Raw genomic sequence first — 25,685 nt, 5'->3', positions numbered from 1 at the left:
GTGTTCAGGCGGGGACGGGGAGGGACGCGAGGGCGGCGAGGCGGGTGTAGGTCTCCAGCATTTCCGCGCGGTCGTAGGTGCTGGTGGTGACCAGTACCTCGGCCGCGCCGCTGCGCTCGACCAAGCCGCCGAGCCGGTCCGCGACCTGCTCCTCGGTGCCGAGCACGTGACCCTCCAGGCCCTGCTCGAAGATCCGGCGCTCGCGGTCGGTCATCGGCAGCGACAGCACCTGCTCGGCGGACTGGAGCGGCGGGAAAACGCCGTGCGTGCGGGAGTACGCGGTCGACCACGCCTCGGGCACCAGCAGCCGGCGGGCCTGCTGGACGGAATCCGCGACGGCGACCGTCTGGGAAAGCACCACGTACGGCGCCGGTGACCAGCCGGACGGACGGTAGTTGTCGCGGTAGCGGGCGATGGCGTCCAGCATCGGGCCCTCACCGCGGAACGCGCCGATCACCAGCGGCAGGCCCAGCTCGGCGGCGAGATCCGCACCGGCGCCGGTGGCCAGCAGGAAAGCCGGCACGCGCAGGCCCTCGGCCGGGTACGCGTGCACGCCGGGGTGCTCCTGCTGCGTGCCGGAGAAGTAGCCGAGCAGCTCGCGGACCTGTTCGCCGAAGTGCTCGGCCACGTCCTTGTCCCGGCCGAGCGCGCCGCGGATGCCGTCGGTGAAGCCGACCGAGCGACCAAGGCCCATATCGATCCGGCCGGGGAACAGCGAGTCCAGCACACCGAACTGCTCGGCGACCACCAGCGGCTGGTGGTTCGGCAGCATCACGCCGCCGGTGCCGACCCTGATCCGCCCGGTGGCCGCGGCCACCGCGGCGGCGAGCACGGTCGGTGCCGACCCGGCCACACCCGGCACGCTGTGGTGCTCGGAGACCCAGAACCGGTGATACCCCAGCGCTTCGGCTTCCTTCGCGAACTGGACCGTCTCCCCCAGCGCCTCCCCGTGCGGCCGTCCCTGACGCGTCCGCGACCGATCGAGCACCGAAAACCTGACGGATGAGGTCACAGCTATTTCAACGCTTAGCGCTCGGGCGAATTCCGGGGGCGGCGTCGTGAGTGATAACTGTTGCCCCAGCAACACTTTTCACTCACGACGTCTGACCTGCGGGTCAGGTGTCGGAGCGGGCTTTGGAGGGCTGGACGCGCTTGGGTTCGCCGGGCATTTTCGGATAGTCGGGCGGGTAGGGCATCTCGGCCTGGCCGTGGTCGCGCTCGTCGCGGTCGTACCACTCCAGCGCGGTCTCCAGGCCGAACGCCTCGGCGTCCATCGCCTCGTGCGGGTCGCCGTGCTCGGCGAACCAGGCCGCCGCGGTGCGCACGTCGAAGTCGTCGGGATGCACCTCGGTGAGCTGCTCCCAGGTCAGCGGGGTGGACACGGTGGCCCGCCCGGTGCCGCGGACCGACCAGGTGGACGCCACCGTCCGGTCCCGCGCGGCCTGGTTGTAGTCGATGAAGACGCGGCCCTCGCGCTCCTCTTTCCACCACGCGATGGTCGCCTGCCCCGGGGCCCGGCGCTCCACCTCGCGACCGAGCGCGATCACCGCGTGCCGGACCGCGATGAAGTCCCATTCCGGCCGGATCCGCACCAGGACGTGCACGCCGCGACCGCCGGAAGTCTTCGGGTAGCCGGTCAGCCCGGCGTCGGCGAGCACCTCGCGGACGGTGGCGGCCACGCGCACGGCATCCTCGAAACCCGCCTCGTCGGGCGGGTCCACGTCGATGCGCAGCTCGTCGGGATGGTCCACGTCCGGGCGCCGCACCGGCCACGGGTGGAAGTCGAGGGTGCCGAGGTTGGCCGCCCAGGCGAACACCGCGGGCTCGGTCGGGCAGACCTCCTCCGCCTTCCGGCCGGACGGGAAGGTGATCTCGACCTTGTCCACCCACTCCGGCGCGCCCTTGGGCACGCGCTTGGCGTAGAAGAACTCGCCGGAGATGCCGTCCGGGAAACGCTTCAGCGTGGTCGGGCGCTCACCGATCGCACGCAGCAGCGGGCCGCCGAGCGCGATGTAGTGCTCCACCACCTCGCGCTTGGTGATGCCGCGGTCGGGGAAGTACACCTTGTCCGGACTGGACACCCGCACCGCGCGCCCGCCGACTTCGAACTCGATCGCCTCACCGTGTTTGGCCACGGCTTCACCGTAGCGGCAGATCCGTGGCGAGCACGGACATCGCGATCGCGTCGTGCCACGTGCCGTCCCAGCGCAGCGCGTCGCGGCGGATGCCCTCGGTGACGAACCCGCACCTCTCGTACACCCGCCTCGCCCGCGGGTTGAAGTCGAACACCTCGAGCGCCACCCGGTGCAGGCCGGCGTCGGAGAACGCGAAGTCGAGCACCAGCGAAGTCGCCTCGGAGCCGTAGCCCTGCCCGAAGGCCAGCGGGCCGGTGAGCGCGATCCGGAAGTTCGCCGACTCGTTGTGCTGGTCCACCTCGTTCAGCACCACCTCGCCGAGGAACGCGCCGTCTGTGTCGTCTCCGGCCAGCAGGATCGCCCAGTCCGCCCGGTCGTCCCGGCCCGGCTTCCCGGCCAGCCACGGTTCGATCTCCGCCCTGGCCGGGACCTCGTGCGTGCCGGTGAGCCGGATCGCCTCCGGGTCGTGCAGCAACCGCCAGTAGTCGTCGGCGTACGTCTCGTCGACCTGCTTCAGGACAACCCGCTCACCACGCAGTTCCGGCTGGTCGCGAAAGGCCTCTACATTGATCATCGGCTCAGGGCAGCACATCCGCGGTGTGCTGGTCACCGGATTTTTACCGTGGCTTACCGTGACAGCATGGCCCGCCGCACCAAACTCGTGCTCGCGCTCGCGGTACTCGCGGCGCTGGCCGTCGCGGCGCTGCTGCTCCCCCTGCCCAGTCCGGCCGAACTGCGCGACTGGGCGGCCGGCGCCGGAGGAGTGGCCGCACTGCTGTTCCTCGCGGCCTATTCGGTACTGACTGTCGCGCCGGTGCCACGCACGGTCTTCAACCTCGCGGCCGGGCTGCTGCTCGGCAACGCGGTGGGGATCGGGGTCGCGATCACCGCGACCGCGATCTCGGCCACGCTCGGTTTCCTGCTCGCCAGGGCGCTCGGCCGCGACCTGGTCGCCAGGCACCTGCACCGGACCCCGGTCCGCGCGGTGAACGAACGGCTGGCCGGCGGCGGGGTGGTCGCGGTCGCGTCCCTGCGGCTGATCCCGATGGTGCCGTTCGCGCCGTTCAGCTACTGCTGCGGGATTTCCACCATCCGGTTCGCGCCGTACCTGCTCGGCAGCGTGCTGGGCAGCCTGCCCGGCACGGTCGCGGTGGTCGTGCTCGGGGACGCGCTCACCGGCGGCACACCACCGGCACTGCTCGTCTGCTACGCGGGTTTCGCACTGGCCGGCGCGTTCGGGCTTTACCGGGTGATCCGCCGCACAACGAGGCAACCCTTGCCGCCCAAGGAATCCGTGCCCGCAACGTCTTGACCGGCGCGGCTGACGGCGCGCAGTTCAGCACGCCCGCTACACTCGTCCGAGTGCGCGACCCGATTGTTCGCGCGCGGTCAAGCCACTAATGCGGAAGTTTCCGAGGAGTAGGCGCCATCGATACCGGCCAGCTGATCGCAGGGCACTATCGCGTCGTTGAGCACATTGGTAGCGGCGCCATGGGTGTCGTGTGGCGTGCGGTCGACGAGCGCCTGGAACGATCCGTGGCCATCAAGCAGATCCTGGCCCAGCCTGGACTGTCCGACGCGGAACGGGACAACGTCCGCCAGCGCGCCATGCGCGAGGCGAGGAACGCCGCGCGCTTCCAGCACCCCAACGCGATCGTGGTGTTCGACATCGCCGAGCACGGCGGCGACCCGTGCCTGGTGACCGAGTACCTGCCGTCCAAGAGCCTGTCCGCGGTGCTGGCCGAGCAGCCGACGCTGCCGCTGACCAAGGTGGCCAGGATCGGCGAGCAGGTGGCCGCCGCGCTGGTCGCCGCGCACCGCGCCGGGATCGTGCACCGGGACGTCAAACCGGGCAACATCCTGATCGACGACGGCGGCGTCACCAAGATCACCGACTTCGGCATCTCACGCGCCACCGGTGACCTCACCCTCACCCAGACCGGGCTGATCGGCGGCACCCCGGCCTACCTGGCGCCCGAGCTGGCGCGCGGCTCCGACCCCGGGCCCGCTTCGGACGTCTTCTCCCTCGGCGCCACGCTCTACCACGCGCTGGAAGGCCAGCCGCCGTACGGAAACAGCACCAACCAGCTCGCGCTGCTCTACACCGCGGCGAACGGTCAGGTGATCCCGCCACGGCAGTCCGGGCAGGCCACCGCGCTGCTGATGAGCCTGCTGCGCGCCGAGCCGGAGGAGCGGCCGACCATGGCCGAGGCCCGCGACCGGCTGGCCGCGCTGGCCAACGGCGAACCCGCCCCGGCCGGTGCCATCGGGCTCCAGGTCTCGCCGCCGCTCTACCAGCCCGGCCGCCAGCCGGCCGGCGCGCCGCTGGACACTCCCGGCCGCGGGCTGCCCGCCGGGGAAAGACCCCCGTGGGCACGCGCCGGCAACCCGCCAACCCCGCCGCGGACGCCCACCGCCGCCTTCGTACCTCGCCCCGCGACCCCGCCGCCCGCGCCGACCGCCGCGGCGCCGGTCCGCAACGGCGCGCCGAAACCGGCCTCGGCCGCCAAGCGCAAGGGCCTGCTCGCCGGCGCCGTGGTCGCCGGCGTGGCCGTGGTCGCGCTGGTGGTGTTCCTGGTGCTCAACTCCTCGAACGGCGACCCGGACTCGACTCCGCCACCGGCCGCCAGTTCCGCTCCCTCCCAGTCCCCGGCCCCGCCGTCGGCCAGCTCGCCCGCACCCGCCGGGCTCGGCAAGGCGAAGAGCTCCGGCCAGGTCGGCTTCAGCCAGGCCGGCAACCTGGTCATCGACTACTTCGGCGCCAAGGGCTCCCCGGCCGCCTGGGACATGCTCACCCCCGCGGCCCAGCAGGTCTTCGGCAGCCAGCAGCGGTTCCAGGAGTACTGGAACGAGAAGGGCTCGGTGAGCGCGTCCAAGGCGTTCGCCGACAACGGCGCGAGCGCGGACGGCTCGGTCAACATGTACGTGAACCTCGAAGGAAGCGGGCGCAAGGCGTTCCGCGTGGCGAACACCGAGTCCGGGATGAAGATCGACGCGGACACCAGGCTCGGCTGAGACGCGTCCTGGCAAGGAGTGCGTCGGACGGGGCGTCTGGCTTACCGTAGAACCATGGCCGATACCGGATGTACCGGGCCGAACCAGAGTCCCCGTTTTCAGGAGGACCTGGTCGGGCTCGACCCCCAGGATCCCGAAGCGCAGGCCTTCGCCGCGCATCTGGACCGGATCGAACGCTGCGAGCCGGCGTTCACCGTCGAAGCGTCGATCAACGGCGTGGCCGACTTCGCCGAGTCCAGTAACCGCCTGGGCGGGCTGCGTTACTGGCTGGCTGCGGTGGTGGTGACCCTCATCATGGTGGGCGTGATCGTGGCCTCGTGGGACATCCTGGTACGGGCTGTGCAATGGCTGTCGGAGTAACGTGGAAAGCATGAAACCCGGCATGAAACCCGTCGTCGGCGCCACTCCCCGAGTGGTGAAGTCCGAGCAGGAATGGCGGGAGCAGCTGGCACCGGAGGAGTACGCGGTGCTGCGCCAGGCCGCCACCGAACGCCCGTACACCGGCGAGTACAACGACACCAAGACCACCGGCGTCTACGAATGCCGCGCCTGCGGCGCCGAACTGTTCCGCAGCGACACCAAGTTCGAAAGCCACTGCGGCTGGCCGTCCTTCTTCGACCCCGCGGACTCGGACGCGGTGCTGCTGCGCGAAGACCGCGCGATGGGCATGAAGCGCATCGAGGTGCTCTGCGGCTCCTGCCACAGCCACCTCGGGCACGTGTTCGAGGGCGAGGGCTACGACACCCCCACCGACCAGCGGTACTGCATCAACTCGATCTCGCTGAAGCTGGTGCCCAAGCCGTAACCAGGGCGAGGGGGTCTGGTGGGGGTGGATGTGACTGAGCTGGGCGTCGGCATCGGCTGGCGGCCGGAGATCGACCTGTCGGTGGCCAGGCTGCCCGGGGTGGACTGGGTCGAGGTGGTCGCGGAGAACCTGCACACCGACCACCTGCCGGAAGCGCTGGCGAAACTCCGCGAACGCGGCCTGCCGGTGCTGCCGCACGCGGTGTCGCTCTCGCTCGGCGGCGCCGAGCCGGTGGACACCCGCCGAATCGAGCACCTGGCCGGCCTCGCCGCCGCGCTGGACGCCCCGCTGGCCAGCGACCACGTCTGCTTCGTGCGGGCCGGCGGGCTGGACGCCGGTCACCTGATCCCGCTGCCGCGCACCAGGGAAGCGCTGGACGTGCTGGTGGACAACGTGAAGCTGACCCAGTCGATCGTCGGTGTGCCGTTCGCGCTGGAGAACATCGCCGCGCTGATCGAATGGCCGGACGCCCAGCTGACCGAGGCCGCGTTCCTGCGCGAGCTGACCGAGCGCACCGGCTGCCTGCTGATCGTGGACGTGGCGAACCTCTACGCCAACGCCCGCAACCTGGGCACCGACCCCGAGCGGTTCCTGGACGAGATCCCGCTGGAACGACTCGCCTACGTGCACGTGGCCGGCGGTGTCGAGCGCGACGGGGTCTACCACGACACGCACGCGCACCCGGTCCGGCCCGAGGTGCTGGACCTGCTCGCCGAACTGCGCCGCCGGACCGATCCGCCGGGGGTGCTGCTGGAGCACGACGAGAACTACCCGAGCGACACCGAGCTGGCCGCGACGCTGGCCTCGATCCGCGCGGTGGTGTCCCCGGGATGAGCGGGCGGGAGCGGTTGGCCGCGCAGCAGGCGGAATTGCTGCGTGCGCTGCTCGCCGGCGGTTCGGCACCGGCCGGGTTCGACCAGGACCGGCTGCGCACCGAGGTGCAGGCGTTGCGCGCCAAGCGCCGGTCCGTCGTCGGGTATCTGCGGCCGGACCTGCCGGATGCGCTCGGGGACCGGTACCGGGCGCTGTTCGACGCCTACGCCGCCGGCCATCCGCGTGCCGAGGGCACCAGGGCCCGCCAGGACGCGGACGCCTTCGCCGAATGGCTCGTCGAACGAGGCGAGCTGCCCAGGCCGCGCCGACGTTTCCCCTGGTGGCGGTCGTGAGTGAAAAGTGTTGCCAGAGCAACACTTTTCACTCACGAGGCCAGTTGGGGGAATCGCCGCCGGGCAGCGGGGAGCCGTGTGTCCATTGTGGATTGGATGCGGGTAGGGCGCCGGGGGCGCGGACGTGGGTCAGTTCGCCGAACTGGCTTTGCGTGGTGGTGAGTAGGGCGGTCAGGTCGGGTTCGGTGGCGGCCGGGTCCTTGCCGCCGAGGGAGTCCAGCCATTCGCCGGTGCGGGCGAGCGCCAGCCTGGCCCGCCAGCCGCCGCCCTCGGCCGCCCGGCGGCGCAGCGCGGTCATCGCGACGGCCGCGGCCAGCCAGCCGGTCGCGTGGTCGAGCGCCTGCGCCGGTAGCGGCACCGGGGCGTCCGCCGCACCCTCGGCCGCGATACCGGTGGCGAGCTGCACCAGGCTGTCGAAGCCGCGGCGCCCGGCCCACGGACCGGCCCAGCCGTAGGCGTTCAGCTCGATCTGCACCAGCCCCGGCCTGGCCGCGGCCAGCCGGTCCGCGCTGAAACCCAGTCCGGCCAGCGCGCCGGGCCGGAAGGACTGGATGAACACGTCGGCCCCGGCGATCAGCGCCCAGAGCCGGTCCCGGCCGGCGTCGGTACGCAGGTCGAGCCAGGCGGAGCGCTTGCCAAGCCCGGTGTCGATCACCAGCGGCCGCACCACCGGCAGGTGCGCGGCCCCGATGTGCAGCACGTCGGCGCCGTGCGCGGCCAACGTGCGACCGGCCACCGGGCCCGCGATCACATGCGTCAGCTCCAGCACCCTGACCCCGCCGAGCGGCCGCCCGGAATCGGGTAGCGGAACCGGCGCGGCGTGGCCGGTCCTGGTCAGCTCGGCCAGCGGCAGTCCGGTCACCGCCCGGCCCTGCGGATGCGCCAGCCAGTCCGCGCGGGACCGCAGCGCGGCGGCCGCGCCGCCGGCGGCGAGCACCTCCTCCTGCACCTGCCAGGCGCCGCGCGCCGCCACCGCTTCGGTGACGGCCTCCCTACTCTCCGGCACCCCGAGTGCGCGGCAGGCCGCGGCCGCGTGCTGCGGGTAGTTGCAGTGCAGCCGCACCCAGCCGTCGGCGGCCCGGTAATCGCCGGAGAGCTCCGCCCACACGTCACCGGGCGGGCCGCCGTCCACCAGCAGGTACCGCTCGCTGCGGAACGCCGCCGCCGCGTGCCCGAGGTCCACCGAGACCCGCCCCGGCTCGACGCCGCGCAGCCGCAGCAGCTCGGCCGCGGCGAGGGTGGTGGCGGCGACGGAGGTAGCCGCCGCGGCGGCCACCCGGAACGGGCCTGGCAGCACGGACTCCGCCCCGGTGAAGGCCACCGCACCCGGTTCGAGCGGCTCACCGGTGAGCGCCCGCCACAGCTCGCCGAGATCCGTGTCGAGATTCGCCATGACCTCATTCTCTGCCCGGCCGGTCCCACCAGTGGCTGAGAGATCGGCGACATCATCTACCGAACCGACCACCGCGACCTGCCAACATGACACGCATGGGTGAGTAGGCTGCGAACGCATGGGGCTGGACGCGTGCGCAGAGCAACCGGTGCGCACCTCGCCCCAGGCCGCCGGATCCGCGTGCCAACGGCCGCGTGACCTGGGCCTGGGACGAACCAGCCTCGCGCCCACCCGCCGAGCCGGTCACGACCGCCCGTCCTGAGGAGCACCGATGCCGTTTCGCGCCGTCGGCCTGCCGGGACCGATCGTCCTGGTACCGGACAGCAAGCTGGCCGCACTCCTCGGCCGGCAGGTCCGCGACCACCCCACGGTGCCGTTCGGGCTCGAACAGCTCCAGGCCGACCTGAACGCCCGGCTGGACGGCGTGCCGGCCAGGCTCGGCAAGCCGTGGGGCGACGGGCAGGACTGGAGCCTGCTGCTCTACGGCAGGACCTACGTGGCCCGGCTCTTCGTGAGCCGCCGGCGGGACGCTTACACGATCGCGTCGATCAGCCCGCTGCGCATCCGCGACCACCACGACCTCTCCGAAGGCCATCTGCTGCTGCGACCGGGCGGCTGGCTGACCGTGTTCGAGACCAGGCAGGTCCCGCCGGGGACCGACACCTACTGGCCACGGCTGTGGGCCGACTGGCAGGGCCTGACCACCGAGCTGGACGCGCGCCGCCGCAGCCCGGCGCCGGACACCGCGCACCTGGCCTTCCTCGACCGGCTGGACCGGCTGATCGACGCCTCCGAGCAGATCACCATGGAGGCCGCCGCCTCGGCAGGGCCGTTCCCGTACCGCGCGGTGAAACCCGTCGACGACCGGCTGGACGGCGCCCACTCGATCTTCCAGTTCGAGCTGACCGACGGCCGAGCGCTGAGCCAAGGCGCTTTCGTCCGGGTGCACGGCGACGCGGCGCCACGCGGCCAGGTGACCCGGCTGGCCGGTCGGTTCGCGACCATCCGGTTCGACCGGCCGGTGGACGGGCAGCACCTGATCCAGCAGGGCGAGCTGGAGATGACGCCGAGCCGGGCCGTGTTCGGCAGGCAGCGGGACGCGGTCGCGCTGCTGCGTGACCGGCCCGCCGGCGACAACGGCCTGCTGTCCGTGCTGGTCGACCAGCGGCTGCGGCCGTTGCAGCCGGTACCGGCCGAACCGGCCGAAGCGCTGGACGCCGACCAGCTGGACGCGTTCCGCAAGGCCGTCGCGGTGGACGACCTGCTGCTGGTGCTCGGCCCGCCCGGCACCGGCCGGACCCGGCTGATCGGCCAGATCGCCCGCGCCTCCGCGCTCGCCCGCGGCCGGGTGCTGGTCACCTCGAAGACCGACCTGGCCGCGGACCGGCTGCTGGCCAAGCTGCCAGCCGAACTGGTCAGCGTCCGGGTCGGCCATCCCGGCGAGATCACCCCGGACGGCGAGCCGTACCGGCTGGAGCGCCACGCCGCGGCGCTGCGCACCGGCATCCTGAGCGCCACCGAGCAGTCGCTGGCCGCCTACGAGGACATCGACGTGGCCGGGCCGTGGGTCGGCGAACTCGGCAGCAGGACCGAGCGGCTGAACGCGGCATTGGCCGAAGAGGTGGCGGCCCGGTCCTCGCTGGCCGCGGCCAGGGTCGCCGCCGGCGGGGAAGCTCAGGCCGCCGTGGACCGGCTCACCGCCGAGATCGGGAAGTGCGCGGAATCGCTGGAGCTGAGCCAGAGCCGGGTGCTGCAGCTGACCGAGCAGACCGGCGCCGCCAGGTCCCGCTCCGAACGGCCGGTGCTCGGCGCCGTGCACCGGGTGCAGGCCGGCTGGTGGGACCGGCGGCTGGAGGCCGAGCGCGAGAACAGCATCCGGCTGCGCGCCAACGGCACCCGGAAGCAGGCCGAGCTGGAAGAGGCCAGGCGGCGGCTGGAGGCCGTCACCCAGAACGAACCGTCGGTGCAGGCCGCCACGGCCGCGCTCGGCGAAGCGAGCCGCCGGGTCGCCGTGAGCGTGGAGGCCGCACTGACCGCGGCTAAGGCGGCGACCGTGGCGATCAGCGCGGTCGACCAGCCGCCGCCGGTGCGCACCGGTATCGAGGGAGAAGCGATCGCGCAGGACCTGGCCACGCTCCGCGGCTGGCTGCAGCAGCGACTGCCGCTGCTCGCCGTCCGGGCGAAACTGCTGGCCGACTGGCGCGCCGAGGTCTCCGGCGCGAGCGACAAGCAGCTCTACCCCGAGCTGATCCGCTACGCCGACGTGGTCGCCACCACCGGCTCGGGCGCGTCCTCCCGGCCGGAAATGGCGGACGCCGAGTTCGACCTCGCGATCGTGCAGGAGGCGGGCCGGATCGGCCTCGCCGAGGCGATGGTGCCGCTGACCAGGGCCAGGCGGGGGGTGCTGGTGGGCGACCACCAGCAGCCGCCGCCCCTGCAGGACTCGGACGTGGACCGGTGGGGCCCGAGCGCCGAGGACGGCGACCTGCGCGGGCTGATGACGCGCAGCGCGTTCGAGCTGCTGGCCACCCGGCTGCCGGAGAGCAACCTGCTCCGGCTGAACCAGCAGCGCCGGATGCCGGCCGCGATCGCCGACTTCGTCTCCGGCACCTTCTACCAGGGAAAGCTGCGGACAGAGCGGAAGCCGGACAGCAGTGCAGGCACAGATCCCTTGTTCCACAGTCCGCTGGCCTTCGTGGACACCTCCGCGCTGCCCGCGGAGCAACGGGTCGAACGGCCGGGCGACGCACGCGAACCCTGGCGGCAGCGCGGTTACCTCAACCCGGCCGAGGCGAAGCTGCTGATCGAGCTGGCCGGCTTCTACCACCGGCGCGGCGAGACCTGGGCGCTCGTGGTGCCCTACCGCGCGCAGGTCGCCTGGATCACCAAGGTGCTGACCGGGGTGCTCGGCGACGCGCAGGCCGTCGGGCTGAACGTGGGCACCGCCGACTCGGTGCACGGCGAACGCGACGTGCTGCTGTACGGCTTCACCCGCAGCAACCCGGAGGGCGACATCGGCCTGCTGAAGGATCCGCGCCGGGCGAACGCGGCCTTCACCCGCGCCACCCGGCAGCTCGTGCTGGTCGGCGACCTGGCCACGCTGTCCGCCGCGAAGGACCCCGGTTTCCGCGCAATGGCGAAATCCCTGCACGAGTACACCAAGGCGCGCGGGGACCTGCGCGGCTACGGCGAGGTGCGCGACCGGCTGGCCGAACTCGGCGCGTGGACCGGTGACATCTGACCATGAGGACCGACACCAGGCTGATCCGGTACCCGGCCGAGCGCGCGCTGGAGGACGCCGCCTTCGACCAGGACACCGTGCCCACCAGGATCTTCACCGTGCTGCTGCCGCTGTGGCGGGTCGAGGTGCGCTCGACGGTCACCGAAGGCGAGCCGTACCAGCTGATCGACCGCTACCTCGAACGCGGGATCGCCGAAGCCGGCCTGCAGACCACCGCCGAGCTGGCCGCGTTCTTCGCCATCGAGGAGAAGCTGGTGGACCGGGCGCTGCGCTCGCTCGCCGCGATCGGGCACCTGGCCGAGTCGGGCGGCCGGTTCACGCTCACCACGCTCGGCGCCGCCTCCGTCCGCGACCAGGTGCGCTACGTGGTGACCGCCGGGGACCGGCGGCGGCTGTACTTCGACGCGTTCGGTTCGCGCCCGCTGACCCGGCCCTACTACCACTCGCGCACGGTCACCCTGCTGCCCGAAGACCGGCTGGCGGCGGCGCTGGACTCGCCCGGCGGCTCGAAGTTCCTGCGGCTGCTGAGCCCGTACCCGTTCCGCCGGGAGGCGCTCACCGAGCTGGCCGGCAACCCGGAACGGGACCACTTCAACCTGCCGACCAGGATGGACGGCCCGGAGAGTGTTGCCGAGGACCGCGTCTACCTGCCGCTGTACCTGGTCCGCGCGGTGCAGGACGGGAAGCGGGTGCGCCACCTCGCCTACACCCAGGCCGGCGTCGAGCCCGACCTGGACGTCACCGCGCTGTGCGAGCAGAGCCCGGACGTGCTGGGCCTGCTGGAGACCGAGGACCGGATCGCGCGCACCGAGATCGACTGGATGAAGGACTGGCTGAGCGAGCGGGACCTGACCACCGCCAAGCCCACCCTGGACGAGCACGGCGCATGGCGGGTCACCCTGCCCGGCTCCGCGTTCACCAAAGACGGGCCGCTCCCGCTGCGCAAGCTCGGCTCGTTCGTGGTGCGGGGCAAGAACTTCTTCCACGTCTGGTGCACCGATGAGCGGGTCCGCCGGCAGTCCCTGCTGCTGCGCGTCGACGCCTACCTCGGCGCCCGCGAACGGACCCCGGCCGACGTGCACGAGCGGATCGCCAGGATTTCCCGTCAGCTGGAGCTCGGCGCGATGAACACCGCGACGCTGTACGACCTGGCGATGAAGGCCGGTATGTCCGCCCTCGCCGCCCAGCTCACCCAGCTCGACCGCTGAACCGGCCCACGTGTGTCAGGGCAGGGCGGCGATGAGCTCCGACGGCGCCACCCTGGTGCCGGTGTAGAACGGGATCTCCTCGCGCACGTGAAGCCGCGCTTCGGTGCCGCGAAGGTGGCGCATCAGGTCGACGATCCGGTGCAGTTCGTCGGCCTCGAAGGCGAGGATCCACTCGTAGTCGCCGAGTGCGAAGGACGCGACCGTGTTCGCGCGGACGTCCGGGTAGTCCCTGGCCTCCTTGCCGTGGTCGGCGAGCATCTTGCGGCGCTCGTCGTCCGGCAGCAGGTACCACTCGTAGGACCGCACGAAGGGGTACACGCAGATGAACTTGCGCGCCTCTTCACCGGCCAGGAAGGCGGGCACGTGGCTCTTGTTGAACTCGGCGGGCCGGTGCAGCGCGACCTGGCTCCAGACCGGAGTGGACACGCGACCGAGCGGGGTGCGGCGGAAGCCGTTGTAGGCGGCCTGAACCTGCTCGATCTCCTCGGCGTGCCACCAGACCATAAAGTCCGCGTCGGCGCGGAGGCCGGCCACGTCGTACATCCCGCGCACCACGACACCCTTGTCCGCCAAGGCATCCAGGTACTCGGTGGTCTCACGGGCCGCCGGCCCGCGGTCCTCGGGCAGCCGCCCCGGCTGGACCTGGAACACCGACCATGCGGTGTAGCGAATGGTGTCGTTGAGCTCGTTGTAGTTAAGCCGCGCCATGCGCCCATCTTGGCACTCGCCCGCTGAGAGGCGTCAGGGAGCCAGGCCGGACGTGACGCGGACCGCCGCGGCGTCCGCGGTGGCGACGCAGGCCGGGATGCCGACGCCGTGCAGTACCGCCCCGGCCAGTTCCAGCCCGGGCACCGCGGCCAGCGCGCGCTCGATCCGGCCGACCCGCTCCGCGTGCCCGGCGCCGTACTGCGGCAGCCCGCCGCCCCAGCGGTGCACCAACACGTCGACCGGCTCGGCGGTCAGCCCGCTCACCTCCGCCAGGTCCGCGCGTACCAGGCGGACCAGCTCCTCGTCGGTCGCGTCCAGCGCGCCGGGCTCGCCGAACCGGCCGACCGAGCCGCGCAGCAGCACCGGCCCGCCGGGTTCGCCGTAGTGGGCCCATTTCCGGGCCGAGAAGGTGAACGCCTTCGCCGCCAGCGGTCGGCCGGAGGCATCGCGCTCCCCCGCGCCGATCAGCACCCCGGACGCGTCCGGCAGCCCGGTACCGGGCGGGTAGGCCAGGCCGACGACCGCCATCGAGGCCAGCTCCACCTCGCCGAGTGCGGCGGAGGCCGCCGGTGCCGCCTCCGCGAGCAGCCGCCTCGCCGCCGGAGCGGGCACCGCGAGCAGCACCGCGTCCACGTCCAGCACGGCGTCCTCCGGCGCGTGCGCGTAGGCGGCCGCGCCGAGTTCGAGCCGCCAGCCGGACGGCCTGCGCCGCAGCGAACGCACTGGAACGCCCAGCCGGACCTCCGGCTTCGCCAGCTCGGTGAGCCGGTCCACCAGGACGCCCAGCCCGCCGAGCAGCGTGCCGAACACCGGCGAGGCCGACGGGGTGGCGGGCAGCAGTGCCGCGGCGGCCGCGGTGAGCGAGCCGGCGCCGCCGTCCAGTTTCGCGGCAAGGCCGGGCATGGTGGCGCGCAGACCGAGCCCGTCCGCCCCGCCGGCGTAGACCCCGCCGAGCAGCGGGTCCACCAGCCGGTCGACCAGCTCGTCGCCGAACCGTTCCCGCAGCAGCGGGCCGAGCCGGACGTCGGTCTCCGGCAACGTCACCGGCGGCAGTTCCGGTTCGGCCGCGACCCGGCGCGCGCCGTCCGGGGACAGCAGTCCGGCCACCGCCTCCGCCGACCCGGGCACGCCCATCACGGTGCCGCCGGGCAGCCCGGCCGCGGTACCGCCGGCGCGGATGGTGGCCCGCGCCCTGGTCGGATGGGTCAGCACCCCGGCAAGGCCGATCTCCTCGACCAGCGCGAGCGCCTCCGGGCGGCGGGCCAGGAAGGCCTCCGCGCCGAGGTCGAACGGCCTGCCGGCGACCTCGGCCGTGCGCAGCTTGCCGCCGAGCGAACCGGTGGACTCGACCACCGTGACGGTCACCCGGTCGCCGAGCAGCCGCCGAAGCCGGTAGGCGGCGGTCAGCCCGGAGATCCCGCCGCCGACCACCGCGACGTGCCGCGGCTCGCCGAGTGGCCCGGTCACAGCCGGTGGACCAGCTCGACGACCCTGGTCAGCACCTCCGGGTCGGTACCGGGCAGCACGCCGTGGCCGAGGTTGAAGATGTGCCCCGCGGCGGCCTTGCCCTCGGCGGCGATCCGGCGCACCTCGGCCTCCACCACCGGCCAGGACGCGAGCAGCAGCGCCGGGTCGAGATTGCCCTGCACCACCGGGCGAGCGTGGTCCGGTGCCGAATCGGGCACTGAAAGGCGCCGCACGGCCTCGTCCAGCGGGACCCGCCAGTCCACGCCGACCACGTCCGCACCGGCGTCGCGCATCGCCGTGAGCAGCTCACCGGTGCCGACGCCGAAGTGGATCCGCGGCACGCCGTACTCCGCCACCCCGGCCAGCACCCTGGCCGAATGCGGCAGCACGAACTCGCGGTAGTCCCTCGGCGAGAGCGCGCCGGCCCAGGAGTCGAACAGCTGCACCGCGTCCACCCCGGCGTCCAGCTGGGCGCGCAGGAAGGTCAGCGCGACGTCGGCGAGCCTGCCGGCGAGTGAGTGCCAGAGCTCGGGGTCGGCGTGCATCAACGCCTTGGTGTGCTCGTGGTTGCGGCTCGGCCCGCCCTCGATCAGGTAGGAGGCCAGGGTGAACGGTGCGCCGGCGAACCCGATCAGCGGCGTGCTGCCGAGCCGCTCGACCAGCAGCCGCACCCCGTCCGCGACCGGCGCGACCTGCTCCGGGTCGAGCAGCGGCACGGCGGCCACCGCGGCCGCGTCGCGCACCGGCGAAGCCACCACCGGGCCGGTGCCCGGCACGATGTCGATGTCCAGCCCGGCCGCCTTCAGCGGCACCACGATGTCGCTGAACAGGATCGCCGCGTCCACCCCGTGCCGGCGCACCGGCTGCAGCGTCACCTCGGCCAGCATCTCCGGGTCGAAGCAGGCGTCCAGCATCGGCACGCCCTCGCGCAGGGCGCGGTACTCCGGCAGCGACCGGCCCGCCTGCCGCATGAACCAGACCGGCAGCCTGGCCGGTTTCCCGCCGCGGGCGGCGACCAGGAACGGGGCTTCGGAGAGCTCGCGGCGGGCGGGTTGTGGCCGCGTCTCAGCAGTGGTAGGCATCCTCATTATGGTGCCACCGGTGGCACTGGTGGCGTCCGTTGCCCTCGGCAAAGCTGCCTCTTCCTTATCGCCGTGTCTCGGCGCGTCTTGCGCGCTTCGCGCGCCGTCGGCGCCTTAAAGTCGAGTTCGTGACCGCGATGACGCAGGCGCCCGACTTGTTCCGTGAGGCTGTCGCGGCGCTGCAATCCGTCCGGCCCCGGCCGGAAGTGACCCTGGAGAGCATGCGTCCGCCGCAGCGGCTCGCGCCGTGGTCCTACGCCCTGAGCTGCGAGACCACCGGGCCGGCGGACGTGCTGGCCTCGGGCAGGCTGGTGCTGCTGCACGACCCGGACGGCCAGGAGAACTGGGACGGCGTGCTCCGCCTCGTCGTCTACGTGCGGGCCGAGCTCGACCGCGAACTGGCCACCGACCCGTTCCTGCCGGCGGTCGGCTGGTCCTGGCTGACCGACGCGCTGGAAAGCTCCGGCGCCACCTGGACCGCGCTGGGCGGCACGGTCACCGAGACCTCCTCGGCCCGGTTCGGCGACATTTCCGGCCCGGCCAGGACCGACGACCTCGAGCTCCGGGCATCCTGGACCCCGACCGACGCCGAACTGCGCCCGCACGGCGAGGCGTTCTGCCAGCTCATGTCCAGCGTGGCCGGGCTGCCGCCGGTGGGCGTCACCTTCTTCGGGCAGCGCCAGACCTCCTGAGCACCTCCTGAGCGCCTCGCAGACGGGCTAACGCCGCCGGGGTGCCCTGCCGGGCGGGCGCCGCCCCCCGCGCGCAAATGCCACCGCACGGCACCTTGCCCGGGTGACCGGCGCTAGGCCACTATCGTGAGACACGCTCAGTCACGGACGGCAACATCAACTTCAGGTCCGGACCGGCTCCGCCGTCGCTCCTGGCGGCGACGAGCCGGCCGCCCGCCGCACTCGCGCGCGGGTTCGCCGGACCGGCGAGTCCGGCGGACCCGGCAAGATCACCGCCTGGAAAATCGGTCATTCCGCGACCTGACGCACTCGTGACGACCTTGCCGGGGAACAGCGTGAGCGTTTGCACGCACCGTCTGCACGCCCACAACCCGATAATCATTCATACTGCATCGTGTTCATAGGGCCATCCGTTAGCCACCGGCCGTGTACTAGCCCGATCGTGTGACAACGATGCCCGGGAGTAACTACTCGATCGGGATAGATACCCGTTCGATCCCCCCGCAGACCCGCTCGGGCGGCTAGAGTGCCTTCGACGACACCACTTTCGGTCTAAAGCTGGCGCGGCTGATTGGCCGAAAGTCCCGGTGCCGGTCGGGGGGCACGACCGACTCCAGGGAGGTAGTGACGTGGCTGCCGTCGGCTTATCTCAGGCCGTCAGATCCACGCCAGCCGGTGCTTTGCCGGCGAGCATGGTTCCGCATCCGCGGGAGGAGCTTTTCTCAGTGCTGGTGGTCGACGACCACCCGTTACTGAGAGAGGCGATTGCCGCACGACTCGCACAAATGGGTGCGGGCACCGTACACGAGGCTGCCACGGTAGCCGAGGCGAGAGCGAGGGCAACGGCCACTGGGCCATGTGACCTGGCAATTCTCGATCTCGGCCTGCCCGATGGCAGTGGCATCGAGCTGGTTACGGAACTCCGTAGCCATGGCTGGCCTCGGGTCGTGGTGCTCGCATCGTCCGACGATCCGTACGCGGTGAGGTCGGCGTTCCAGGCCGGAGCTCAGGCATACCTGCTCAAGTCAGCGTCGCCGGTGGTAGTCACCGATGGCGTGCGCAGGGTGCTCGAGGGCGGCGTGTACGCAGATCCCAGCGTGGCACCGGTCCTGGCCACCGGCACCAGGGTTGCCGGCACCGACAACACCCCGCGTGAGCTGTCCGCACGCGAGGTCGAGGTGCTGCAGCTCGTCGCCGATGGCCAGTCCAACAAGGAGATCGGAGAGGAACTCAGCCTCTCCGCGCTCACGGTGAAGTCACACCTGTCCCGCATCGGGCGCAAGCTCGGCACCGGGGACAGGGCACAGATGGTGGCGCTGGCGATGCGCGCAGGCGTAATCCGCTGACGTACCAGAACGAACCCGGGGGACGGGCGGACCAGGCGCGGTACGCCCGTCCCGTAGGGTCGATACTTGTGGAAACCGCAGATCGTGGGGCCGACGGCATCGACGAAGACACCGCTGGGGCGACTGCGCCCATCCTGCTGAAGGAACCCGCGGAGGGCACCCCGCCGGTCATCGTCGACCCGGTCGCGCTGGCCGACGCCTGCCGCGAACTGGCGGCCGGCACCGGTGCCGTCGCGGTGGACACCGAACGTGCTTCCGGCTACCGGTACTGGCCCAAGGCCTATCTGGTCCAGCTCCGCCGGGAGGGCGCCGGCACGTCGCTGGTGGACCCGATCGCCCTGGAGGGCGAGCTGGACCCGCTGGCCGCCGTGCTCAACGACGCGGAGTGGGTGCTGCACGCCGCCAGCCAGGATCTGCCCTGCCTGGCCGAGCTGGGGCTGCACCCGGCGAGCCTGTTCGACTCCGAGCTGGCGGGCAGGCTGGCCGGCTACGACCGGGTCGCGCTGGGCACCCTGGTCGAGCGGCTGCTCGGCTACCAGCTCGAAAAGGGGCATAGCGCGGCGGACTGGTCCAAACGGCCGCTGCCGGTGGACTGGCTGAACTACGCGGCACTGGACGTGGAGCTGCTCATCCCGCTGCGCGAAAAGCTGGAGGCCGAGCTGGCCGCCCAGGGCAAGCTGGAGTGGGCGCACCAGGAGTTCGAGGCGATCCGCACCGCACCCGCCGCGGCACCGAGGGCCGAGCCGTGGCGCCGCACCTCCGGCATCCACAAGGTGCGCACCGCGCGCGGCCTCGCCGCGGTGCGGGCGCTCTGGCAGGCCCGTGACGAGCTCGCCCGCAAGCGCGACCGCGCACCGAGCCGGGTGCTGCCGGACAGCGCGATCGTGAACGCGGTGCTCGCCGAGCCCAGCACGGTGGCCGAGTTGCAGGCACTGCCGGTGTTCGGCGGCCGCGTGCAGCGCAAGTACACCAGCAGCTGGCTGCGGCACCTGCAGCACGCGCGCACCTTGCCGCGCGAAGAGCTGCCCAACCCGTCCCAGCCCAGCGACGGCCCGCCGCCGCCGAACCGGTGGGCGGACAAGGACCCGGACGCGGCGGCCAGGCTGACCGCGGCCAGGGCCGCGCTGACCAAGCTCGCCGAGCACCACCGGCTGCCGGTGGAGAACCTGCTGCTGCCCGACCTGCTGCGCCGCACCTGCTGGCGCCCGCCGGAGGACCGCGGCGAAGCCGGCGTCGCCGAGGTGCTGCGCGCCGGTGGCGCACGGCCGTGGCAGGTCGAGCTGACCACCGCGGAGATCACCAAGGCCCTGCAGGCCACCGCCGCCTGATCCCGCTCCCCATCCGGCGAGCCCAACGTGACGTTCGGCCAATAGAACGAGCCAAACGTCACGTTGGGCTCGTTTGCCAACGGGAAGAAGCCGCCATTCGGCGTCGAGCGGGTGTGTTGGGCCACTCGTCAGGGGTACGCCCCTGGTTACCCATCGGTAACAAGGGCTATGGTCGCCTCAGGATTCCCCAATACCGAGGAGCAATTCGTGGGCTCACCCGCAACGCCGCTCGCGCCGAACGCGCGAGCCGTGCGCAACGTGGCCTTCGTCGAAGGGGTGCGCACCCCGTTCGGCAAGGCAGGCGACAAGGGCATCTACGCCGGAACCCGTGCCGACGACCTGGTCGTCAAGGTCATCCGCGAACTGCTGCGCCGGCATCCGGAACTGCCGCCGGAGCGCGTGGACGAGGTCGCCGTCGCGGCGACCACGCAGATCGGCGACCAGGGCCTGACCATCGGCCGGACCGCCGCGCTGCTGTCCGGGCTGCCCAAGTCGGTGCCCGGGTTCGCCATCGACCGGATGTGCGCCGGCGCGATGACCGCGGTGACCACGATCGCGAGCGGGATCGGCTTCGGCGCCTACGACCTCGCCATCGCCGGCGGGGTCGAGCACATGGGCAGGCACCCGATGGGCGAGGGCGTGGACCCGAACCCGCGGATCGTGGCGGACAAGCTGGTCGACCCCACCGCGCTGGTGATGGGCCAGACCGCGGAGAACGTGCACGACCGGCACCCGTCGATCACCAAGCAGCGCACCGACGCCTACGCCGCCCGCAGCCAGGAGCGCTACGCGGACGCGGTCAAGGCCGGCAAGATCGGCCCGGAGCTGGTGCCGGTGGCCACCCGCTCCGAAGAACTGGGCTGGGGATTGGCCACCGAGGACGAGCCGCCGCGGCCCGGCACCACGGTGGAGCAGCTGGCCGGGTTGAAGACCCCGTTCCGCCCGCACGGCCGGGTCACCGCGGGCAACGCGGCCGGGCTCAACGACGGCGCGACCGGCGCGATCTTGGCCGACGAGGACACCGCCCGCGAGCTCGGCCTGCCGGTCGGCATGCGGCTGGTCGGCTACTCCTTCGCCGGGGTGGAGCCGGAGGTGATGGGCCTCGGCCCGGTGCCGGCCACCGAAAAGGTGCTCGCCCGCACCGGACTGTCCATTTCGGACATCGGCCTGTTCGAGATCAACGAGGCGTTCGCGGTGCAGGTACTGGCCTTCCTGGACCACTTCGGGATCGACCAGGACGACGAGCGGGTGAACCCGTGGGGCGGCGCGATCGCCTGCGGCCACCCGCTGGCCTCCTCCGGGGTGCGGCTGATGACCCAGCTTTCCCGGCAGTTCGCCGAGCGCCCCGACGTCCGCTACGGCATCACCACGATGTGCATCGGGATCGGCATGGGCGGCACCGTGATCTGGGAGAACCCGGCTTTCGAGGGAGCTAAGTGATGACTTTTTCCGCTGAGCAGGCGAAGGCCGCCTTCCCCGACGAGGTGGTGACCGAGGCCGTCACCCGGCTGATCTCCGTGCCGGGGCTGGACAAGCAGGTCGCGCTGATCACCATCGACAACGGGCACGACCACACCCGGCCGTCCACCTTCGGCCCGCAGGGGCTGGTGAGCCTGAACGCCGCACTGGACGAGGCGTTCGCCGCCGAACCGGCCGCGATCGCGGTGACCGGCAAGCCGTTCATCTTCGCGGTCGGCGCGGACCTCTCCGGGGTCGAGCAGGTCTCCGAGCCGGGGCTGGCCAGGCAGATCGCGCAGACCGGGCACGACGTGTTCCGGCGGCTGACCGAGACCACCATCCCGACCTTCGCCCTCGTCAACGGCGCGGTGATGGGCGGCGGGCTCGAGCTGGCGCTTTCGTGCCACTACCGCACGCTGTCGGAGAACACCGCGGCCATCTCGTTCCCCGAGGTGTTCCTCGGCCTGATCCCGGGCTGGGGCGGCACGCAGCTGCTGCCGAACCTGATCGGCCCGGACGCCGCGGTCACCGTGATCATCGAGAACGCGCTGAACCAGAACAAGATGCTCAACGTGGCCAAGGCCGCCGAGCTCGGCATCGTGGACGTGGTGCTCGGCTCGGCCGACTTCCTGGAGCAGTCGCTGCTGTGGCTGGCCAAGGTGGTGCGCGGGGAGCTGACCCCGACTCGCCGGGAGATCGACCGCGGGGGCGGCTGGGACGCCGCGATCGCCCGCGCCAAGTCCGTTGTGGACGGCAAGACCAAGGGTGCGTCGCCCGGCGCGGTCAAGACCGTCGAGCTGCTGGAGCTGGCCAGGGAGAACGACCTCGAGCGCGGCTACGCGGCCGAGACCGACGCGCTGGCCGAGCTGCTGATGAACGACACCGTGCGTACCGGGTTGTACTCGTTCAACCTGGTCAACAAGCGGGCGAAGCGGCCGGCCGGTGCGCCGGACAAGTCGCTGGCCCGCAAGGTGTCCAAGGTCGGCATCGTCGGCGCCGGCCTGATGGCCAGCCAGCTCGCGTTGCTGTTCGTGCGCAGGCTGAAGGTGCCGGTGGTGCTCACCGACATCGACAAGGCCAGGGTCGACAAGGGCGTGTCCTACGTGCACGACGAAATCGACAAGCTGCTGGGCAAGAAGCGGATCTCGCCGGACGAGTCGAACCGGCTCAAGGCGCTGGTCTCCGGTTCGCTGGACAAGTCCGCCTTCGCCGACGCCGACTTCGTGATCGAGGCGGTGTTCGAGGAGCTCGGCGTCAAGCAGCAGGTCTTCGCCGAGGTCGAGCAGCACGTCAGCGCCGAGGCGATCCTGGCCACGAACACGTCGTCGCTGTCCATCACCGAGATGGCGGCCAAGCTCGAGCACCCGGAGCGCGTGGTCGGCTTCCACTTCTTCAACCCGGTCGCGGTACTGCCGCTGTTGGAGATCGTGCGCGGCGAGCGGACCGACGACGCCTCGCTGGCCACCGCCTTCTCGGTCGGCAAGCAGCTGAAGAAGTCCAGCGTGCTGGTGAAGGACGCGCCCGCCTTCGTGGTGAACCGGCTGCTGCTGCGGTTTCTCGGCGAGGTGCTGACCGCGGCCGACGAGGGCACCCCGTTCGAGGTGGCCGACCGCGCGCTCGAACCGCTCGGCCTGCCGATGTCGCCGCTGACCCTGATGCAGTTGGTCGGCCCCGCCATCGCGCTGCACGTCGGCGACACCCTGCACGAGGCTTTCCCGGACCGGTTCAAGGTGAGCGAGAACCTGCGCCGGTTCGTCGACGCGGGCAAGTCCGGGGTCTGGGTCTGGGACGATAAAGGGAACGCGACGGTCGACCCCGAGGTCGCCGCCCTGTGGCAGCAGGAGGACCGGCCGTCCACCGCCGACGAGGTCCGCGCGCGGGCGCTGGGCGCGATGGCCGAGGAGGTGCGGATCATGCTCGACGAGGGCGTGGTCGCCGAGGCGCAGGACATCGACCTGTGCCTGCTGCTCGGCGCCGGCTGGCCGTTCTGGCTTGGCGGGATCACCCCGTACCTGGACCGCACCGGCGTGTCGGAGAAGGTCACCGGGAAGCCCTTCCTCGCCCCCGGTGTCGCCAGCGTCCCCATCGCCTGACCCGCGTCTGGCCAAGGACGGTTGGCAGGGGGTCAGCGCCAGGTGGTGGCGTAGGTGGTGAAGTCGCGGGGCGGGCGGCCGAGGACGTGGCGGACGTCGTCGGTGACGGCGGCGTTGCGGCTGAGGCGGATCGTCTCGAACAGCTCGGTCAGCAGGTCGACGGCTTCCTTGGGCACACCGTCGGCCAGCTGGGCGGCTGCGAACTGCTCGGCCGGCAGGTCGGTGAAGCGGATCGGCCGGCCGGACGCGGAGGCGATGAGCCCGACAGCTTCGGCGAAGGACAGCGCACGCGGACCGGTCAGCTCGTAGGTCCGGCCCGCGTGCCCGTCGCCGGTCAGCGCGGCGACGGCCACGTCGGCGATGTCGCCGGCGTCGATGAACGGCTCCAGCCCGTCCCCCACCGGCAGCACCAGCTCACCGGCCAGCAGCGCGGGCCGGAACATGCCCTCGTCGAAGTTCTGGTCGAACCAGCTCGGCCGCAGGATCGTCCACTCGGCGCCGGACCCGCGAACCGCGTGCTCGGCGGCGAGCAGGGCGTCGTCGCCAAGCTCCTCCACCCCGCGTGCGGAGAGCAGGACCAGCCGCGGGACACCGTGTTCTGCGGCGCGCCGGACGAACTCGGGCGGCACGCCGGGTTCGTCCTCCGGCGCGACCAGAAAGGCCGCCCGCACCCCGGACAGTGCACTGTCCCAAGTGGACGGTTCGGTCCAGTCGAAGCGGGTCTCGCCGGAACGGGAGGCCGCGCGGACCCGCTGCCCGTCGGCGCGGAGCCGGTCGGCCACCCGGCGGCCGGTCTTGCCGGTGGCCCCGAGGACCAGGATCGGTTGTTCGGTCATGGGCCCAGTCAACCGGTGCGCGACTGGACGTTCCATGATTGGAAAGCTGGATTCGATGTCCAATCGTCTAAGCTGCCGGGGTGGACGCCTTCGCTGATCTCCTCCGCGGGATCCGCGCCGACAGTGCGATGTTCGGCCGGTCCGTGCTTTCGCCGCCATGGTCGATGCGCTTCGCCCACGACGCCGAGCTGAGCATGTGCGCGATGATGTGCGGCGACGGCTGGCTCATCGGGCAGGACGCGGAGCCCATCTCGCTGCTCCAAGGCGACGTCGCGCTGGTGCGCGGGCCGGCACCGTTCGTGCTCACCGACCGGCCCGGCAGCGAGCCCACGATCGTCGTGTACGGGCCCGATCGGTGCACCAGCACCGAAACCGGGGAGGACCTGAGCGAGCGGAACCGGCTCGGCCCGCGCAGCTGGGGCAGCCCTTCCGGCGGCGGCACGTCCACCATGCTGGTCGGCGCCTGCCGCGCGTCCGGGGTGGTCTGCGACCGGCTGCTCGCCGCGTTGCCGCCGATACTGGTGGTGCCGGCGGACGGCACGCCGTGCCCGGAGTTCGAGCTGCTCGCCCGCGAGATCGCCGCCGACCGGCCCGGCCAGCAGGTGATCCTGGACCGCCTGCTCGACCTGCTGCTGGTGGCCACCCTGCGGGACTGGTTCGACCGGCCGGAGGCGGAGCCGCCCGCCTGGTACCGCGCGCTCGGCGATCCGGTGGTGGGCACCGTGCTGCGCGCGGTGCACGACGCTCCGGCGCGGCCGTGGACGGTGGCCGCGCTGGCCGCCGAAGCCGGCGTCTCCCGTGCCACGCTGGCGAAGCGGTTCACCGAGCTGGTCGGGGAACCACCGCTGTCCTACCTGACCGGCTGGCGGATGACCCTGGCGGCGGACCTGCTGCGCCACGAGGACGCGACGGTGGCCGCGGTGGCGGCCAAGGTCGGTTACGCGGACGGCTTCGCGTTCAGCGCGGCCTTCAAACGCGTACGCGGCGTACGGCCGAGCACGGTGCGCACCGGCTAGACGGCGATCACCTGAAGAAGCCGCTCCAGGCCGGCGAAGTCCTTGCCGTTGCGGGTGACGACCGGGATCCGGTGCGCGACGGCGGTCGCGGCGATCTGCAGGTCCATCCGCCGCGGCCGCGGATCGCGGCCGGACTGCCGGACCAGTGCCGCGAGGGTGCCGTAGAAGGTGGCGGCCGGTTTGTCGAAGGCCAGCACGGCCATCCGGTCGAGCACGGCGTGGTAGCGCTCCAGCCGGTTGTGCCGCTCGATCGGGTCACGCGTGTCGAGGCCGTAGGCCAGTTCGGCGACGGTCACCGCGCTCACCACCGGCTCCGCGTCGCTGAACGAGCCGAGCCGGACACCGGCGGAGTCGATGATCACCGAGGTGTCGAACAGGACCCTGCCGCTCACCCGGCGCCCTCTCCGACGTCGTCCGGCCCGAAGACCAGGTCGTCCTCTTCCCGCTCCCGCCGCCACTGGTCGACGTCGATCGGCGGCAGGGCCTGGAGGATCCCGACCAGCTCACCGGCGGAAACCCCGCGCGGCACCTCGACGACACGGTGGTGCGGCACCAGGTCGGCGATCGGCTTTCCGTTGCGCGTCACGGTGAAGCTCTCACCTGCCTCGACCCGGCGCATGATTTCCGCGTTGTCGTTGCGCAGCTCGCGCTGGCCGATCAGCTCGGTGTCCACCCCGGTATCGTAGCTCAATCTTC

General features: G+C 72.1%; 24 protein-coding genes. 14 read left to right on the top strand and 10 right to left on the bottom strand.

Annotated features, from left to right (window positions below; translation table 11 throughout):
• Positions 1–4: 4 nt before the first annotated feature.
• From AMYNI_RS0130665 to AMYNI_RS0130655, 3 genes are all read right to left on the bottom strand, one after another.
• Entirely contained in the window at positions 5–988 is a 984-nt protein-coding gene (locus tag AMYNI_RS0130665; RefSeq protein ID WP_245574030.1) for an MsnO8 family LLM class oxidoreductase, read from the bottom strand.
• A gap of 127 nt (positions 989–1,115) precedes the next feature.
• Positions 1,116–2,135 carry a non-homologous end-joining DNA ligase gene (gene ligD / locus AMYNI_RS0130660; RefSeq protein WP_020671921.1) on the bottom strand — a complete coding sequence of 340 codons (1,020 nt, stop codon included), beginning with the start codon at positions 2,133–2,135 and terminating at the stop codon, positions 1,116–1,118.
• Positions 2,136–2,139: 4 nt separating this feature from the next.
• On the bottom strand, positions 2,140–2,709 hold the full coding sequence (locus AMYNI_RS0130655) for a GNAT family N-acetyltransferase (protein WP_020671920.1): 570 nt from the start codon (positions 2,707–2,709) through the stop codon (positions 2,140–2,142).
• A gap of 66 nt (positions 2,710–2,775) precedes the next feature.
• On the opposite strand from AMYNI_RS0130655, the gene AMYNI_RS0130650 reads away from it, so the two are divergent.
• The 6 genes from AMYNI_RS0130650 (at position 2,776) to AMYNI_RS0130625 (ending at position 7,121) form a co-directional block, all read left to right on the top strand.
• The gene (locus AMYNI_RS0130650) at positions 2,776–3,447 is read left to right on the top strand and encodes a TVP38/TMEM64 family protein (protein WP_020671919.1); all 672 of its coding nucleotides are present in this window, start codon (positions 2,776–2,778) and stop codon (positions 3,445–3,447) included.
• Positions 3,448–3,578: 131 nt separating this feature from the next.
• A complete protein-coding gene (locus AMYNI_RS0130645; protein ID WP_084628507.1) occupies positions 3,579–5,150 on the top strand; it encodes a serine/threonine-protein kinase in 1,572 nt (523 codons plus the stop codon).
• Between the two features lie 54 nt (positions 5,151–5,204).
• The gene (locus AMYNI_RS0130640) at positions 5,205–5,510 is read left to right on the top strand and encodes a hypothetical protein (protein ID WP_020671917.1); all 306 of its coding nucleotides are present in this window, start codon (positions 5,205–5,207) and stop codon (positions 5,508–5,510) included.
• 22 nt (positions 5,511–5,532) lie between these two features.
• A complete protein-coding gene (gene msrB, locus AMYNI_RS0130635; protein WP_026361152.1) occupies positions 5,533–5,955 on the top strand; it encodes a peptide-methionine (R)-S-oxide reductase MsrB in 423 nt (140 codons plus the stop codon).
• Between the two features lie 30 nt (positions 5,956–5,985).
• Entirely contained in the window at positions 5,986–6,789 is an 804-nt protein-coding gene (locus tag AMYNI_RS0130630) for an MbnB/TglH/ChrH family RiPP precursor modification enzyme (RefSeq protein ID WP_026361151.1), read from the top strand.
• Positions 6,786–7,121, top strand: coding sequence for an SCO6045 C-terminal-like domain-containing protein (locus AMYNI_RS0130625; protein WP_020671914.1), 336 nt, complete (start codon positions 6,786–6,788; stop codon positions 7,119–7,121). Before AMYNI_RS0130630 ends, AMYNI_RS0130625 begins: the two co-directional genes overlap by 4 nt.
• Positions 7,122–7,149: 28 nt before the next feature.
• On the opposite strand, the gene AMYNI_RS0130620 is transcribed toward AMYNI_RS0130625, so the two are convergent.
• On the bottom strand, positions 7,150–8,514 hold the full coding sequence (locus AMYNI_RS0130620; protein ID WP_020671913.1) for a CoA transferase: 1,365 nt from the start codon (positions 8,512–8,514) through the stop codon (positions 7,150–7,152).
• A 271-nt stretch (positions 8,515–8,785) separates the two neighbouring features.
• Here AMYNI_RS0130620 and AMYNI_RS0130615 point away from each other — a divergent pair, with 271 nt between their 5' ends.
• On the top strand, positions 8,786–11,755 hold the full coding sequence (locus AMYNI_RS0130615) for a DEAD/DEAH box helicase (protein WP_020671912.1): 2,970 nt from the start codon (positions 8,786–8,788) through the stop codon (positions 11,753–11,755).
• Positions 11,756–11,757: 2 nt separating this feature from the next.
• Positions 11,758–12,963 carry a hypothetical protein gene (locus AMYNI_RS45650; RefSeq protein ID WP_020671911.1) on the top strand — a complete coding sequence of 402 codons (1,206 nt, stop codon included), beginning with the start codon at positions 11,758–11,760 and terminating at the stop codon, positions 12,961–12,963.
• Positions 12,964–12,978: 15 nt separating this feature from the next.
• On the opposite strand, the gene hemQ is transcribed toward AMYNI_RS45650, so the two are convergent.
• Genes hemQ through hemE form a run of 3 tightly spaced genes read right to left on the bottom strand, consistent with a single transcriptional unit; the run spans position 12,979 to position 16,220 of the window.
• Positions 12,979–13,671 carry a hydrogen peroxide-dependent heme synthase gene (hemQ, locus tag AMYNI_RS0130605; RefSeq protein WP_020671910.1) on the bottom strand — a complete coding sequence of 231 codons (693 nt, stop codon included), beginning with the start codon at positions 13,669–13,671 and terminating at the stop codon, positions 12,979–12,981.
• Positions 13,672–13,704: 33 nt separating this feature from the next.
• Positions 13,705–15,138, bottom strand: coding sequence for a protoporphyrinogen oxidase (hemG, locus tag AMYNI_RS0130600; protein WP_020671909.1), 1,434 nt, complete (start codon positions 15,136–15,138; stop codon positions 13,705–13,707).
• On the bottom strand, positions 15,135–16,220 hold the full coding sequence (hemE, locus tag AMYNI_RS0130595; RefSeq protein WP_020671908.1) for a uroporphyrinogen decarboxylase: 1,086 nt from the start codon (positions 16,218–16,220) through the stop codon (positions 15,135–15,137). The genes hemG and hemE overlap by 4 nt, the downstream gene beginning before the upstream one ends.
• Positions 16,221–16,348: 128 nt before the next feature.
• Between hemE and AMYNI_RS0130590 the strand changes: the two genes are divergently transcribed.
• The 5 genes from AMYNI_RS0130590 (at position 16,349) to AMYNI_RS0130570 (ending at position 23,137) form a co-directional block, all read left to right on the top strand.
• On the top strand, positions 16,349–16,912 hold the full coding sequence (locus tag AMYNI_RS0130590) for a DUF3000 domain-containing protein (protein WP_020671907.1): 564 nt from the start codon (positions 16,349–16,351) through the stop codon (positions 16,910–16,912).
• 629 nt (positions 16,913–17,541) lie between these two features.
• Positions 17,542–18,258 carry a response regulator gene (locus tag AMYNI_RS45645; RefSeq protein WP_040406084.1) on the top strand — a complete coding sequence of 239 codons (717 nt, stop codon included), beginning with the start codon at positions 17,542–17,544 and terminating at the stop codon, positions 18,256–18,258.
• Positions 18,259–18,326: 68 nt separating this feature from the next.
• The gene (locus AMYNI_RS0130580) at positions 18,327–19,586 is read left to right on the top strand and encodes a ribonuclease D (protein WP_020671905.1); all 1,260 of its coding nucleotides are present in this window, start codon (positions 18,327–18,329) and stop codon (positions 19,584–19,586) included.
• A gap of 249 nt (positions 19,587–19,835) precedes the next feature.
• Positions 19,836–21,026: a thiolase family protein gene (locus tag AMYNI_RS0130575; protein ID WP_020671904.1), complete on the top strand. Its 1,191-nt coding sequence runs from the start codon at positions 19,836–19,838 to the stop codon at positions 21,024–21,026.
• The gene (locus AMYNI_RS0130570; protein WP_020671903.1) at positions 21,026–23,137 is read left to right on the top strand and encodes a 3-hydroxyacyl-CoA dehydrogenase NAD-binding domain-containing protein; all 2,112 of its coding nucleotides are present in this window, start codon (positions 21,026–21,028) and stop codon (positions 23,135–23,137) included. The genes AMYNI_RS0130575 and AMYNI_RS0130570 overlap by 1 nt, the downstream gene beginning before the upstream one ends.
• A 32-nt stretch (positions 23,138–23,169) precedes the next feature.
• On the opposite strand, the gene AMYNI_RS0130565 is transcribed toward AMYNI_RS0130570, so the two are convergent.
• Positions 23,170–23,973, bottom strand: coding sequence for an NAD(P)H-binding protein (locus AMYNI_RS0130565; protein ID WP_020671902.1), 804 nt, complete (start codon positions 23,971–23,973; stop codon positions 23,170–23,172).
• An 80-nt stretch (positions 23,974–24,053) separates the two neighbouring features.
• On the opposite strand from AMYNI_RS0130565, the gene AMYNI_RS0130560 reads away from it, so the two are divergent.
• On the top strand, positions 24,054–24,989 hold the full coding sequence (locus tag AMYNI_RS0130560) for an AraC family transcriptional regulator (RefSeq protein WP_020671901.1): 936 nt from the start codon (positions 24,054–24,056) through the stop codon (positions 24,987–24,989).
• Here the strand turns inward: AMYNI_RS0130560 and AMYNI_RS0130555 are convergent.
• Positions 24,986–25,381 carry a type II toxin-antitoxin system VapC family toxin gene (locus AMYNI_RS0130555; protein ID WP_020671900.1) on the bottom strand — a complete coding sequence of 132 codons (396 nt, stop codon included), beginning with the start codon at positions 25,379–25,381 and terminating at the stop codon, positions 24,986–24,988. The two genes, AMYNI_RS0130560 and AMYNI_RS0130555, sit on opposite strands and share 4 nt — an antisense overlap.
• Entirely contained in the window at positions 25,378–25,680 is a 303-nt protein-coding gene (locus AMYNI_RS0130550; protein WP_245574029.1) for a type II toxin-antitoxin system Phd/YefM family antitoxin, read from the bottom strand. The genes AMYNI_RS0130555 and AMYNI_RS0130550 overlap by 4 nt, the downstream gene beginning before the upstream one ends.
• Between the last annotated feature and the right edge of the window lie 5 nt (positions 25,681–25,685).

Source organism: Amycolatopsis nigrescens CSC17Ta-90 (assembly GCF_000384315.1).
Lineage (GTDB): Bacteria > Actinomycetota > Actinomycetes > Mycobacteriales > Pseudonocardiaceae > Amycolatopsis > Amycolatopsis nigrescens.
The sequence above is the reverse complement of the archived record's forward strand: the minus strand, read 5'-3'. Positions and strand labels throughout refer to the sequence as shown.

What these genes read in the sequence shown, in the direction of transcription:
- AMYNI_RS0130655 (WP_020671920.1), bottom strand. Translation starts at nt 2,709, where the DNA reads ATGATCAATGTAGAGGCCTTTCGCGACCAGCCGGAACTGCGTGGTGAG.
- AMYNI_RS0130650 (WP_020671919.1), top strand. Translation starts at nt 2,776, where the DNA reads ATGGCCCGCCGCACCAAACTCGTGCTCGCGCTCGCGGTACTCGCGGCG.
- AMYNI_RS0130640 (WP_020671917.1), top strand. Translation starts at nt 5,205, where the DNA reads ATGGCCGATACCGGATGTACCGGGCCGAACCAGAGTCCCCGTTTTCAG.
- msrB (WP_026361152.1), top strand. Translation starts at nt 5,533, where the DNA reads ATGAAACCCGTCGTCGGCGCCACTCCCCGAGTGGTGAAGTCCGAGCAG.
- AMYNI_RS0130625 (WP_020671914.1), top strand. Translation starts at nt 6,786, where the DNA reads ATGAGCGGGCGGGAGCGGTTGGCCGCGCAGCAGGCGGAATTGCTGCGT.
- AMYNI_RS0130620 (WP_020671913.1), bottom strand. Translation starts at nt 8,514, where the DNA reads ATGGCGAATCTCGACACGGATCTCGGCGAGCTGTGGCGGGCGCTCACC.
- AMYNI_RS0130615 (WP_020671912.1), top strand. Translation starts at nt 8,786, where the DNA reads ATGCCGTTTCGCGCCGTCGGCCTGCCGGGACCGATCGTCCTGGTACCG.
- AMYNI_RS45650 (WP_020671911.1), top strand. Translation starts at nt 11,758, where the DNA reads ATGAGGACCGACACCAGGCTGATCCGGTACCCGGCCGAGCGCGCGCTG.
- hemQ (WP_020671910.1), bottom strand. Translation starts at nt 13,671, where the DNA reads ATGGCGCGGCTTAACTACAACGAGCTCAACGACACCATTCGCTACACC.
- hemE (WP_020671908.1), bottom strand. Translation starts at nt 16,220, where the DNA reads ATGCCTACCACTGCTGAGACGCGGCCACAACCCGCCCGCCGCGAGCTC.
- AMYNI_RS0130570 (WP_020671903.1), top strand. Translation starts at nt 21,026, where the DNA reads ATGACTTTTTCCGCTGAGCAGGCGAAGGCCGCCTTCCCCGACGAGGTG.
- AMYNI_RS0130565 (WP_020671902.1), bottom strand. Translation starts at nt 23,973, where the DNA reads ATGACCGAACAACCGATCCTGGTCCTCGGGGCCACCGGCAAGACCGGC.